The sequence below is a fragment of the Pseudomonas sp. BNK-7 genome (genome assembly GCF_048072025.1).
Taxonomy (GTDB): domain Bacteria; phylum Pseudomonadota; class Gammaproteobacteria; order Pseudomonadales; family Pseudomonadaceae; genus Aquipseudomonas; species Aquipseudomonas danubii.
In genome coordinates this window covers 265953-278155 of record NZ_CP182252.1, presented here as the reverse complement: position 1 = coordinate 278155, position 12203 = coordinate 265953, and the positions used below count along the sequence as shown (strand labels likewise).

Sequence of the window (12203 nt, the reverse complement as noted above, 5' to 3'; positions counted from 1 at the left end):
ACCGCGTACAGCGAAAGGTCGGGTCTTGCAGCACACGCCCGCGTGGCGGGCGTGTGCATTCGAGTGTGGCGGTTACAGGCCCAGCAGTTCCAGGCGCTGGCGCACCGAAGCTTCGATGCCAGCTTCGTCGAGGCCGCATTCGGCAAGCATCTGCGCCGGTTTGGCGTGCTCGACGTAGGCGTCGGGCAAGCCCAGGTGCAGGATCGGCTTGAGGATGCTTTCGCGGGCCAAAAACTCGCTGACCGCGCCACCGGCGCCGCCCATGATGGCGTTTTCCTCGATGGTCACCAGCAGTTCGTGGCTACCGGCGATCTCGCGGACCAGGGCTTCATCCAGGGGTTTGACGAAACGCATGTCGACCACGGTGGCGTCGAGCTTTTCGGCCACTTGCAGGGCTTCGGCCAGTTGCACGCCGAATACCAGCAGGGCCACTTGCTTGCCTTGACGGCGGATCACGCCCTTGCCGATCTCGATCGGTTCCAGGTCCTTGTCGATCGGCGCGTTGGGGCCGGTGCCGCGCGGGTAGCGCACGGCGGCGGGGCCGTTGTACAGGTGCCCGGTGCTGAGCATCTTGCGCAACTCGTTCTCGTCGCTCGGGGTCATCACCAGCATGCCGGGGATGCAACGCAGGTAGGACAGGTCGAAGCTGCCGGCGTGGGTCGGGCCGTCTTCGCCCACCAGGCCGGCGCGGTCGATGGCGAACAGCACATCGAGGTTCTGTACCGCCACGTCGTGGATCAGTTGGTCATAGCCGCGCTGCAGGAAGGTGGAGTAGATCGCCACCACCGGCTTGGCGCCTTCGCAGGCCATGCCGGCTGCCAGGGTCACTGCGTGCTGCTCGGCAATTGCCACGTCGAAATAGCGCAGCGGGAAACGCTCGCTGAAGGCCACCAGGTCCGAACCTTCCTTCATCGCCGGGGTGATGCCCACCAGGCGCGGATCGGCGGCAGCCATGTCGCACAGCCACTCGCCGAAGACGCCGGAATACTTCGGACCGCCAGCCTTTTTCGGTGCGGCCGCCGGAGCATCCAGGGGTTCCAGCTTGGTGATGGCGTGGTAGCCGATCGGGTCGACTTCCGCCGGGGCGAAGCCCTTGCCCTTCTTGGTCACCACGTGCAGGAACTGCGGGCCCTTGAGGTCACGCATGTTGCGCAGGGTGGCGATCAGGGTCGGCAGGTCGTGGCCGTCGATGGGGCCGATGTAGTTCCAGCCCAGCTCTTCGAACAGGGTGCCGGGGACCAGCATGCCCTTGGCGTATTCTTCGGTGCGGCGGGCGATTTCCCAGGCACCGGGCAGGCGCGACAGCACTTTCTTGCTGCCTTCGCGCATGCTGGCGTAGGTGCGGCTGGAGAGGATCTTGGCCAGGTAGTTGGACAGCCCGCCGACATTGCGCGAGATCGACATGTCGTTGTCGTTGAGGATCACCAGCATGTTGGCGTCCACTTCCGGCGCGTGGTTCAGCGCCTCGAAGGCCATGCCCGCGGTCAGGGCGCCGTCGCCGATCACCGCGATGGCCTTGCGCTCGCTGTGCTGCAGGCGGGCGGCGATGGCCATGCCCAGGGCGGCGCTGATGGAGGTGCTGGAGTGGCCGACGCCAAAGGTGTCGTACTCGCTCTCGGAGCGCCGCGGGAAGGCCGCTAGGCCGTCTTTCTGGCGCAGGCTGGCCATCTGTTCGCGACGACCGGTGAGGATCTTGTGCGGATACGCTTGGTGACCCACGTCCCACACCAGCCGGTCGTCCGGGGTGTCGAACACGTAATGCAACGCAATGGTCAGCTCGATGACCCCGAGGCCGGCACCGAAATGCCCGCCGGTCTGGCCGACCGTGTAGAGCAATTCCAGGCGCAACTCATCGGCCAGGGTTTCCAGCTCGGCTTCACCTAACCGACGCAGGCCGTCCGGCGTCTGGACACGGTCGAGCAGCGGCGTGGTAGGGCGTTTGCGGGGAATCTCATGAAACGTCGTGGGCATCAGGCGAATCGTTATAGGTATAGAAAGAGGCGGCAGTTTACCTTATGCATCGCAAGCTGCCCACGCGGAGCGCCGAACTTGGCCGATATGCGGTCCGGCTATCGGGAGTCGATCAGCTGCGGCGCTCGACGATATACCGCGCCAGCTCGCGCAAGGGCTCGGCCGCTGCGTCAAACGGACGCAGCGCATGCAGCGCCTGGTCCCGCAATTCCAGGGCGTATTCCTTGGCTGCGGCCAGGCCCAGCAGCGCCGGGTAGGTCGGTTTGTCCCGAGCGATGTCGGCACCCTGGCGCTTGCCCAGGGTGGCGGTATCGCTTTCGACGTCGAGGATGTCGTCCTGCACCTGGAATGCCAGGCCGACTGCCTGAGCGTAGGTCTGCAGGGCCTTGAGTTCGTCTTTCTCGGCCCGGCCGCTGGCCAGGGCCCCGAGAATCACGCTGGCTTCAATCAGCGCGCCGGTCTTGTGCCGGTGCATGTACTCCAGGGCTTTCTGATCGAGCTTGAGCCCCACCGAGCCCAGGTCGATGGCCTGGCCGCCCACCATGCCCGCCGGGCCTGCGGCCTGGGCCAGGGTGGTGACCATGCGCAGGCGGATCTCGGCGCTGGCGTCGCTCAGGCCCGGGTCCAGCAGGGCGCTGAAGGCCAGGCTCTGCAGGCCGTCGCCGGCGAGGATCGCGCAGGCTTCGTCGAACGCCTTGTGGGTGGTGGGCTGGCCGCGCCGCAAGTCGTCATCGTCCATGGCCGGCAGGTCGTCGTGGACCAGGGAGTAAGCATGAATCAGTTCTACCGCGCAGGCCGCGCCGTTGGCTTGCTCGGGCCGGCCGCCCAGGGCCTCGCAGGCGGCGTAGGCCAGCAGCGGGCGTACACGCTTGCCGCCATTCATCACGCTGTAGCGCATGGCTTCATAAAGACGGGCAAGTTCGGGGCTTGGCGCGGTGAACAGGGTGTGCATTGCAGCGTCGACGCGGGCCTGGCTGGTGGCCTGATAAGCGGCAATCATTCTGGCTGTTCCGCGTCGAAAGGTTGTTCGGCCAGTTCGCCGTCGCGCTCCAGCAGGATCTGCACCTTCTGCTCGGCCTGGGCCAGGGCGGCCTGGCAATCACGGGTCAGGCCGATGCCTTGTTCAAAGGCGGTCAATGAGTCTTCCAGCGACAGCTCGCCGTTCTCCAGACGCTCGACCAGGGTTTGCAGGTCGGCGAGGGATTGTTCGAAATCTAAGGCAGCTTTTTTGCGGGCCATGGCGGCTATCCCGGTTGACGTTAAACCGGCGCGACACTAGCAGACACCGGGGTTTCGGGCAAATGAGAAGCGCTCGCTGGCACGCGTTTCACTGGCCCTGGCTTGAGCGTTTCACGGGGTTTTTCCAGGGGTGCCGAGACGCTCCGGCAGGTCTTCGCTGCGTGGACTGGTGCGGCTTTCCAGAGGGAGTTCCAGGCCAGGCGCCGTGCTGTTGCCAGATCCAGCGTGGGTGGTCCATGGGCGGGCTCTTCGGGGATGAGCCGAATAAATGCGCTATTCGGCTCAGCGTCCAGTTGCACCCTGCCTGAATCAGGCGGATGCAGCGTCGGTCTTGAGCGTGCTGCGCCCTGGTTCACCGGGCGGTGGTGCCTGGATCAGCCACTCCCCGGGCACAGCCTCGATGCGTGGATCAAGGGTCGAGGCCTGCACGCTTGGCGGATGCTCGGGCATGGCCACGTGCTGCAACGGCGCGTCGTCGACCCGGAACTCCCCGCTGACCTTGCTCGGTTGTACCCGCCAGGCCAGCAGCAGGGCGAACAGCGAAAACACCATGTATAAGGCGTTGTGGCCATAGAGGTTCATCAGTGCGCCGCTGAGCAGCGGCCCCAGGCAGGCGCCGACGCCGTGGGTGGCCAGGAGCATGGCGCTCAGGGCCACGCGTTGGGGTTGCTCAATGTGGTCGTTGGCCAGGGCGACCGCCAGCGGGTAGAGGCTGAACAACAGCAGGCCGCTGAGGCAGGCGAACAGCAGCAAGAAGGTAAACGACAGGCCGAACAGCCCCCACAAAGGCACAGTCACCAGGCACAGGAGCAGCGCGCAGGCGCGGATCAGTCGCGCGCGGTCGAGGCGATCCGAAAGCCAGCCGAGCGGCCACTGGGCGCACAGCCCGGCCAGGATCGCCACGGCGACGAAAGTGCCGGCCTGGGCCGTGTCCAGGCCGCTCAAGGTGATGAACACTGGTGCCAGGGCATAGAACGAACCGACCAGCAGTCCGGTGATGAACACCGTGCTCAGGGCTTGCGGCACCCGGCGCCAGAAAAAGCCGATCTGCAGGGGTGCTGTCACCAGTTTGGCCGGGTGCAGGCGTCGGGTCAGGGCGACGGGTATCAGGCACGCGGCGAAACACAGGGCGACGATCAGCAGAGGCTTGAAGTCCAGCTCGGGACGCCAGATCAGCACGCTCTGACCCAGCATCAAGCCCAGGGAGACCGCCACCATGTAGCCGGCGAACACCGCGCCGCGCTGCTGGTTGCCCGCCTGCTCGTTGAGCCAGCTTTCGATCACCATGTACTGGTTCATCATCACCAGGCCGGTGATGAAGCGCAGCACCAGCCACAACCACAGATCTTCGAACAGCAGGTGCAGGAGCACGATCATGGTCGCGGCACCCGCGCAGGCGACGTAAGAGCGGATATGGCCCACGGCGGCAATCATCCGATGGCCGAACTTGGCGCCGCAGACCATGCCGGCGTAATAGGCGGCGGTCAGGCCACCGATCCACAGTTCGCCGACCCCGTCGCTGGTCAGGCGCAGGCCGATAAAGCTGAAGAACAGCCCGTTGCCGGCAAGCATCAGGAGGGTGGCGCAGTAGAGCGCGGGGAATGTCAGCAGGTTCAGGTTCATGAGTCGTCAGGTCGGGGCGATCAAGGGCCGGCGTCGTGGGCAAGGTGGGTGTGTTCCAGCAGCCATTGGCGAAAGCGGCGTACGGCGGATGGTGGATTGCGGTGGTGCGGTTGCATCAGGTTCAGGCGCCCGCGGCTGGGCATGCGCTGCGGCAGTGCGCGTTGCAGGCGTCCGGCGGCGAGTTCGTCCTGCAGCAGGCTTTCCCAGCCCAGGGCCACGCCCTGGCCCATCACTGCCGACTGCATCAGCAACTGGTAGCTGTTGGTGCGCAGGGCGTGTTGCGGGGAGTGATAGGTCGCGCCCACGGCGCTGAACCAGTCGGACCAGGTCAGCCAGTCGTGATAGTGGTCTTCGACAATCAGCAGCCGGTGTTCCTGCAGCAGGTGTTGCGCATCGCGAATCGGCCCCTTGCGGCTCAGGTAGTCCGGGCTGCAGACGCAGATCACCTGCTCCCCGGCAAAGACCGGGGTCAGCTCCAGGCCCAGGGGCGCCGGCAACTCGTCCAGGTGATAGAACAGTCCCAGGTCGTACTCGCTGACATCCAGGTGCTGGGGGCTTTCACTGCAGAGGATGCGGATGTCCAGCTCCGGATACAGGCTCTGGAACGCCGGCAGCAGGCGCGCCAGCCAGATCGAGCTGATGGTCGGGGTGCTGGCCAGGGTCAGTTGGCGCTCGGCGCCGCGGCGGCGCAGTTCCGCCGACTCGCGGTCCAGCTCGCGCAGCAGGCGCTGGATGGTGCGAAAGTAGCGCTCGCCCGCCGGGGTCAGGCTGATGCCCAGGTTGTGGCGGTGGAACAGCGGCCGGGCGAGGTTTTCCTCCAGCCGCTTGATCTGGCGGCTGACCGCGCTCTGGGTCAGGTTCAGTTCCTGGGCGGCCCGGGTAAAGCTCAAATGACGGGCCACGGCCTCGAAAGGCTGCAGGCAGTTGAGAGGGGGCAGATCGACGTTTCGATGCGACATGCGGGTACCAGTCTACAGGGGCGGGCGCTGTGTCCTGCGTCCCGCCGAGTCTCGGAGATTGGGCATCCTGCCACGCTTTACAGCGTGGATCGGGCGATCCGTTTGTGCCACTGGCGTTGATGGATCTGCCGGCCATCGAGTCGCGCAACCTGGGTGGCGCGCAGGTAGAACCATTGCGCGTCGGCGTGCAGGCCCAGGGTGCTGTCCACTTCCACCGACCAGGTGCCGCGACCGGCCCGGTAATGCCATTGGATATCGGCCCGGGTCGACAGCGGGTCCCAGGGCAGGGTGCGGTATTGCTCGGTGCAGCGCTGGTCGACCCACAGGCCGTGATCGAGCAAGCGCATGGCGCCCAGATCGTCATCGATACGCACGCAGACTTCGCCGCTGGCCGCGTCTTCGCTGAGGGTGCGCTTGGGGGCGGCGGCGCGGATGATTTCCAGGTTGGCCGGCGGGGCGCTTTGCGGGGCTTCGAACGGACACGCCACGGCTTCGCCGATGAACACCGGCAACTGCACGCTCTGCACCTCGGGCAGCAGGGTCAGGGTGGTCAGCTCCCGGGCCGGCCACAGCAACGGGAAGCTGGCGGTGCTCAACGCCAGGCGCAGGCGATAACCGGCCGGCAGGCGATAACCGACATGGTCGAGGTTGACGCGCACCTGCAGGGGCGCGCCGGGCTCGGGTGGGCTGGCCACGGCGAAGTCGTCGCGCAGCGACAGGTTCAGGGTGCCGTAGGTGATCTGCGCCACCTGACCGTCCGGGGCCACGGCATTGAGCCGGGCGACGATCTGCCCGCAAGGCTGGTCCGAGGTCAGGCGCAGGTCCAGGCGCACATCACCCAGCAAGGCCAGGGGCTCGCTCAAGGGCTGGCTGTCGAAGCACAGCGAATGAGCATCGTCCCGGCGCTGGTCGGTGGGGCCGTCCGGTCCGAACCAGATGGCGCAGTACTCGCCCTGATGCAGGCCGGTGGTCAGGGGCGAGCAAATGCTGCGACTTGCGCTCAGCGCTTGCGCTCCCACGCTGAGCCCGTTGTCGCTGAGGCTGAAGGTCTGCCACTGGATCTGTGGATCGGGCCAGCCGGCGGTCTGCACCCACACGCCCGGGCGTTCGGCGTAGCTGGCCTTGGGCGGCACGGCGTCCTGCAGGTAGAAGGTGCAGGCGGGCTCGTCCATCACCCCGTTGTCGATGCCCTTGAGCCAGTGGTCCCACCAGCGCTTGGCCTCCTGGAGAAAACCAATGGCCGGGTTGGGCACGGCAAAGTGCGGGTACTTGTGAATCCAGGGGCCGAGCAGGGCTTTCTTCGGGCCATTCAGGTGCTGCATCAGGCGCGGCACGCTGTTCTTGTAGGCATCGCCCCAACCGCCGATGCAGTACACCGCGGCCTTGATCGCCGCGTAGTCCTCGCACACCGAGCCCTGGCGCCAGTAGTCGTCACGGGTCTGATGCTGCAGCCAGGTTTCGGCCAGCATCGGCATGGCGTCCAGGCGTTGCTGCCATTGCGCCTGCCAGTCCGGTACCAGCAGCGGGTCCGGTACGGCGGCGCTGAAGTTGAGCATGGTGGCGGCCCAGCCCTGGTTTTCCATCAACAGGTTGCCACCCTTGTAATGAATGTCGTCGGCATAGCGGTCGTCGGTGGAACACAGGGTAATGATGGCTTTCAACGCTGCGGGTTGATGGGCTGCCACTTGCAGGCCGTTGAAGCCGCCCCAGGAGATGCCCATCATCCCCAGGTTGCCGTCGCACCAGGGTTGGGCGCAGAGCCAGTCGAGCACTTCCAGGGCGTCCTGTTGTTCCTGCGGCAGGTACTCGTCGGCCATCAAGCCCTGGGATTCGCCGTTACCGCGCATGTCCACGCGCACGCAGGCGTAACCCTGGCCCGCCATCCAGGGGTGGGTCAGGGCATCGCGCACGGCGGTGCCGTCGCGCTTGCGATAGGGCAGGTATTCGAGAATTGCCGGGTAACGCCGGGTGCCGGCGTCGGCCGGCAGCCAGATACGCGCGGCCAGTTGGGTGCCGTCACGCAGAGGGATCAGGCAGTGCTCGATCTCGCGGATCGGATGGGGAAAGTCGCGGATGACGTCCATGGGCTACTCCAGTCGAAAAAGGGGCCGGCACCGGGCCGAGCGCGGTGGATCACAGCAGGCTGAAGGGGTATTCGGTGACCAGGCGGATGTGGTCGATATCGCCGTTCGAGGTTCCGTGGATGCGGTAGGTGCCCTGGCGCAGGCTCAGGGACAGGTCCTTGGCGACGCCGCTCTGCACCCGGTAGCTCAGGTCGATGTCCCGCTCCCATTGGCGCTCCTTGTCGGCGTAGTAGCGGTAGGGGCTGTCCTGGGGGATCCGCCGGCCGTCGACATGGCTGCCACGGATGTAGCGGGTGCCGAAGGACAGGCCGGGCAGGCCCAGGTGTTCCAGGTCGAGTCGGTAGCCCAGGCTCCAGGAACGCTCGCCGGGGCCGTTGAAGTCGGCGATCAACGAGGCGTTGGCCAGGTAGATCGAGCCGTGGAAGCCGCCGCCGCTCAGGGCCAGGTAGTCGAAGGGCTGCTGGCCATGGATGCGTTGGTGGGCCAGGGTCACGGTGTGCGGGCCCTGGTTCAGGGCCAGCGCCGCCGACCAGGCCGTTACCGCGATATCCCCGGCCAGGGCCTTGCCGTCGTCCAGGGAGCGGTAGAGTCGCAGGTCCAGGTTCAGGCTGCGCCGCTCCTCGGCGTCCAGGGGCTGGTCGAGGTTGAGGTTGAGGTAGTGCTGGCGCCACAGGTCCTGGTAGCGCGAGCTGTAGAGCCCCAGTTCGACCTGCGGATGCAACTGGTAGGTGCCGCCCAGATAGCTGGCGTCGCCGCCCTCGACCCTGGCGTAACCGGCGTGGAAGCCGCCCCGATGGCCGGTCTGGTTGAAGTCCCGGGAGGCGGTGAAGTGCCCGCCCTCCAGCAACAGGCCTTCCACCTCGCGGCTGCTGAAGGCCAGGCCGGTGGCGGTCGCCGGCATCAGCCGGTTGTCGGCCAGGGCCAGCACCGGGGTCTGTGGCCGCAGGTCGCCGTACTTGAGCTCGGTATTGGACAGGCGCATTTTCAGCGCGGCCCCGGCGGTAGCCGATTCTCGGCGGCTGCTGCCGTCGCTGTCGCTGACCAGCATCATGGTGCGCGCCCGGCCACCACCGCTGTCGAGTCGGGTGGCGAAATAGGCATGGGCATCCAGGCCCCAGCCCAGGGTGCCCTGGGTGTAGCCGGAGGCGTAGTCCAGCTGCAGGCCCTGGCCCCACTCGCGGGCATCCAGGTCCAACTGACGATGGTCGTTGTTGCGGTAGTTGTTGCGCACCAGGACGTTGATTCGGCTGTCTTCGACAAAGCCCCGGGATTGCGCCTGACTGGCGTGGGCCAGCGCGGGGCAGAGCAGCGTCAGGCCCAGGCCGCCCAGGATCAGGAGACGGACGTTCATGGGATAGGCCCTCGTGGCGAGTGGCTTTCCCCGGGCTCTTGTGCTGGCCGCGGCGGTGTCAGCAATGCCGGGTTTTTCATCCAGATAATCAGCGCGCTGCTGGAGAGCAGGACAATCAGCATGCCCGGCAGGCCGCCCAGGTTGGAGAGCATCTTGACCCCGTCGATGCCGACGTAGGCCACCATCACCCAGGACACGCAGCCGATGATCGCGCCCCAGATCACCTTGAGCAGCGGGTTGCCGTCCAGATCGGAGTCGGCGGTGACCCCGCGACTGCACAGATTGCCGATGACGTCGGTGCTGGAGTCGGCAGCGGTGACGAAGGAAATGAAGGCAATGAACAGCAGGAAGGCAATGATCAGGCCGCTCGCCGGCAACTGCTGGAACACCTGGTACAGCACGTGCTCCACCCCTTGCTCGTTGAGCACGCGGTTGAGTACCCCATCACCCTGGGCGTCGAAGTACAGGCTGCTGCCGGAGAAGATGCAGATCCACAGGGCGGTGAACAGCGCCGGGTAGAGCATGGAGATGTGGATGAACTCGCGCACGGTATAGCCACGGCCGATCTTGCCCAGGAACATCGCACTCACCGGGGCCCAGGCGAACCACACCGACCAGTAGAACACCGTCCAGCTCTGGGGCCAGTTATCGCCACTGGCCGCGCCGGTGAACAGGCTGCGGCCGAAGAAGGTCTGCAGGTAGGTGCCGAAGGACTCGATGCCGAGGCTGAAGATGTACAGGGTCGGCCCGCAGACCAGAACGAAAAGCCCCAGCGCCAGCATGATCCAGGTGTTGAAGGTGGAGAACTTGACGATGCCCTTCTGCAAGCCGCTGGCGGCGGAGAACACGAAGGTGGCGACGATCACCGCGATGATCAGTCCCAGGCGCAGCGGTGTGGTTTCTCCGCCGATGTACTGGCTCAGGCCGCCGGACAGGGTCAGGGCGCCGGTGCCCAGGGAAGAGGCCATGCCCGCCACCAGGGCGAACATCGCCAGGGTGTCGATCAGTCCGGCATGGCGCTTGACCCATGCCTGGCCGAGCAGGGGTTGCAGCATGGCGCCGATGGAGAAGTGGCCGCGCAGGTTGTAGAACACCAGGGCGAACACCAGTGAGGGCACCAGATAGATGGCGTAGGGCGTCAGGGTCCAGTGCAGGAACATGCTGGACATGGCGAAGTGCTTGGCTTCGCTGCTGCCGGCTTCGATGTTCAGGCTCGTGGGCGGGCCATACAGGTGATAGAGCGGCTCGGCGGTGGTCCAGAACAGCACGCCGACCGCCAGGGTGGTGCACAGGGCCACCATGAACCAGCGCGGCTTGCTCAGCAGGGGCTTGGCGTCTTCGCCACCGATGCGCACCCGCCCCAGGGGCGAAAAGTAGACGATGGCGGTCAGTACCAGGAGGAAGAAGCTGCCGGCGCTGAACAGCCAGGAAAAGTTGTCGAGGATGATCCGGTTGAGCTGCCTGCTCACCGCCAGGAAACCCTGCAGATCAAGGTAGCTGGCGATCACGGCTGCCAGCAGAATCAGAAAGGTGGGCCAGAAGACCCAGGCTCTTAACGGATACTTCATCAGTGAGGCACTCCCGTTGCTTATCTTTTTTATGGCCAGGCGAGGCCGCAATCACAGGGCGCCGCGGTGCAACGCTGCGGCGTTCTTAGATAAGCGTTGAGTGGTGCGCTGTAGCAATCGACTAATGGGTATGGGGTCATTCCCTGAGGGAATGCGCGATGGCCCCTGGCTGCCATGGGCGATGGCCGGGCCGATTGGTGTAGCAGGCATTGCAGAGCGCTTGCCGCAGGGTCGATCGGCAGCCGTCGGTGGTTGGCGGCCGGACGCTTGCGAGTGCTGGAGAGAGGGGGCCTCTGGGGCAGATTCGTACTTGAACTAAGGGTTTTTCTTGTCGGCTGATGAGGTGTGCAATTAATGGCGTATAGCCACCTTTTTCGGCGCGGATAATGTCGCCGTAGTGGCACCTGCGGGCCGTACTTCAGCAGGGTGTCGATTGCCTTGCAAAATCCCTTTTCGCCAATTGTGCAACAGGCGCCAAGTCGCTAATCTGCGGCCTTTCCAGCGCCCTTTGTCGCCGGGCACTCTTTCCGAATATTCGCAGCCGCGCCGAGGATCTGGCGCCAGGGTTTTCCCATGCATGGCAGGACGCATTACATGCGCGTTTTATCCTCCCTCCTGCTGACCTTGCTGGTGGCCGGGGTGGCGTTCGCCGAACCTTCCGCCGAACTTCAGGAACCCCTGGCCGGCTGGCGCTATTCCGGACTGCTGGACCGTACCGAGCAGGACCGGGTGGCCTATCCGACGCCACCCATCGACCGTGGCATTCAACGCAACCGCACTCTGATCGAGGGCCAGCTCAAGGCGATCGGTCACTTGCGCCAGCCCCATAGCCTGTCGGTCAACGGCAATCCGCTGAACCTCTACACCGACGAACAGGGCCGCTTCGCTCGCCCTTATGCATTTGGCGCCGGCTCCAACAGCGTCGAAGTGCGCAGCTCCGAGGGCAAGTCCCTCAAGCGCGTGCAATTCTACGAAGCCAATCAGAACAAGACGCCCCCACGCATTCGCGTGGTGCTGGGCTGGGATGATCCCAAGGCCGAGCTGGACATGCACATCATCACCCCCGACGGTCAGCACGCGTTCTTCGGTCATCCCGGTTTGACCAACGGTGGCGGCCTGGACCCGGACGGCGTCGACGGGCCGGGCCCGGAAATGTTCACCATGACCGCGCCGCTGCGGGGCACCTATCTGATCTACGTCAACTACTGGGGCAACTTCGGCGGTGGCGGGTACAACTTCGACGAAGGCAGCAATCAGAACGAGGTGATCACCTCGCAGATCAACCTGATCCTTAACGAAAACACCGTCGATGAGAAACGCGAGACCTTTATCGTGCCCATGCGGGCCATCGGCGACCTGTTGCTGGTCAAGTCTTTCAACTATTGAACATCCCGCACCACGGATGAAT

At 65.4% G+C, this 12203-nt stretch carries 9 protein-coding genes; 1 reads left to right on the top strand and 8 read right to left on the bottom strand.

Going from position 1 to position 12203, the window contains the following annotated elements:
* Positions 1–72: 72 nt before the first annotated feature.
* The 8 genes from dxs to ACMGF8_RS01240 form a co-directional block, all read right to left on the bottom strand.
* On the bottom strand, positions 73–1971 hold the full coding sequence (gene dxs / locus ACMGF8_RS01275) for a 1-deoxy-D-xylulose-5-phosphate synthase (RefSeq protein WP_416758442.1): 1899 nt from the start codon (positions 1969–1971) through the stop codon (positions 73–75).
* A 112-nt stretch (positions 1972–2083) separates the two neighbouring features.
* On the bottom strand, positions 2084–2971 hold the full coding sequence (locus tag ACMGF8_RS01270; protein WP_102882371.1) for a polyprenyl synthetase family protein: 888 nt from the start codon (positions 2969–2971) through the stop codon (positions 2084–2086).
* A complete protein-coding gene (locus tag ACMGF8_RS01265) occupies positions 2968–3210 on the bottom strand; it encodes an exodeoxyribonuclease VII small subunit (protein ID WP_011063724.1) in 243 nt (80 codons plus the stop codon). Before ACMGF8_RS01265 ends, ACMGF8_RS01270 begins: the two co-directional genes overlap by 4 nt.
* Before the next feature lie 309 nt (positions 3211–3519).
* Complete coding sequence (locus ACMGF8_RS01260; protein ID WP_207815992.1) at positions 3520–4833, bottom strand: MFS transporter; 1314 nt, start codon at positions 4831–4833, stop codon at positions 3520–3522.
* A 20-nt stretch (positions 4834–4853) separates the two neighbouring features.
* A complete protein-coding gene (locus ACMGF8_RS01255) occupies positions 4854–5792 on the bottom strand; it encodes a LysR substrate-binding domain-containing protein (protein ID WP_207815993.1) in 939 nt (312 codons plus the stop codon).
* Positions 5793–5869: 77 nt separating this feature from the next.
* Positions 5870–7876: a CocE/NonD family hydrolase gene (locus ACMGF8_RS01250; protein ID WP_207816001.1), complete on the bottom strand. Its 2007-nt coding sequence runs from the start codon at positions 7874–7876 to the stop codon at positions 5870–5872.
* A gap of 49 nt (positions 7877–7925) precedes the next feature.
* On the bottom strand, positions 7926–9227 hold the full coding sequence (locus ACMGF8_RS01245; protein ID WP_207816002.1) for an OprD family outer membrane porin: 1302 nt from the start codon (positions 9225–9227) through the stop codon (positions 7926–7928).
* The gene (locus ACMGF8_RS01240) at positions 9224–10795 is read right to left on the bottom strand and encodes a BCCT family transporter (protein WP_207816003.1); all 1572 of its coding nucleotides are present in this window, start codon (positions 10793–10795) and stop codon (positions 9224–9226) included. Before ACMGF8_RS01240 ends, ACMGF8_RS01245 begins: the two co-directional genes overlap by 4 nt.
* Before the next feature lie 594 nt (positions 10796–11389).
* Here ACMGF8_RS01240 and ACMGF8_RS01235 point away from each other — a divergent pair.
* Positions 11390–12181: a YfaP family protein gene (locus ACMGF8_RS01235; RefSeq protein WP_207166630.1), complete on the top strand. Its 792-nt coding sequence runs from the start codon at positions 11390–11392 to the stop codon at positions 12179–12181.
* The last annotated feature ends 22 nt before the right edge of the window (positions 12182–12203 follow it).

Excerpts from the sequence above, each read along its gene's own strand:
- dxs (WP_416758442.1), bottom strand. The coding sequence starts at position 1,971 with ATGCCCACGACGTTTCATGAGATTCCCCGCAAACGCCCTACCACGCCG.
- ACMGF8_RS01270 (WP_102882371.1), bottom strand. The coding sequence starts at position 2,971 with ATGATTGCCGCTTATCAGGCCACCAGCCAGGCCCGCGTCGACGCTGCA.
- ACMGF8_RS01265 (WP_011063724.1), bottom strand. The coding sequence starts at position 3,210 with ATGGCCCGCAAAAAAGCTGCCTTAGATTTCGAACAATCCCTCGCCGAC.
- ACMGF8_RS01260 (WP_207815992.1), bottom strand. The coding sequence starts at position 4,833 with ATGAACCTGAACCTGCTGACATTCCCCGCGCTCTACTGCGCCACCCTC.
- ACMGF8_RS01255 (WP_207815993.1), bottom strand. The coding sequence starts at position 5,792 with ATGTCGCATCGAAACGTCGATCTGCCCCCTCTCAACTGCCTGCAGCCT.
- ACMGF8_RS01250 (WP_207816001.1), bottom strand. The coding sequence starts at position 7,876 with ATGGACGTCATCCGCGACTTTCCCCATCCGATCCGCGAGATCGAGCAC.
- ACMGF8_RS01245 (WP_207816002.1), bottom strand. The coding sequence starts at position 9,227 with ATGAACGTCCGTCTCCTGATCCTGGGCGGCCTGGGCCTGACGCTGCTC.
- ACMGF8_RS01240 (WP_207816003.1), bottom strand. The coding sequence starts at position 10,795 with ATGAAGTATCCGTTAAGAGCCTGGGTCTTCTGGCCCACCTTTCTGATT.
- ACMGF8_RS01235 (WP_207166630.1), top strand. The coding sequence starts at position 11,390 with ATGCGCGTTTTATCCTCCCTCCTGCTGACCTTGCTGGTGGCCGGGGTG.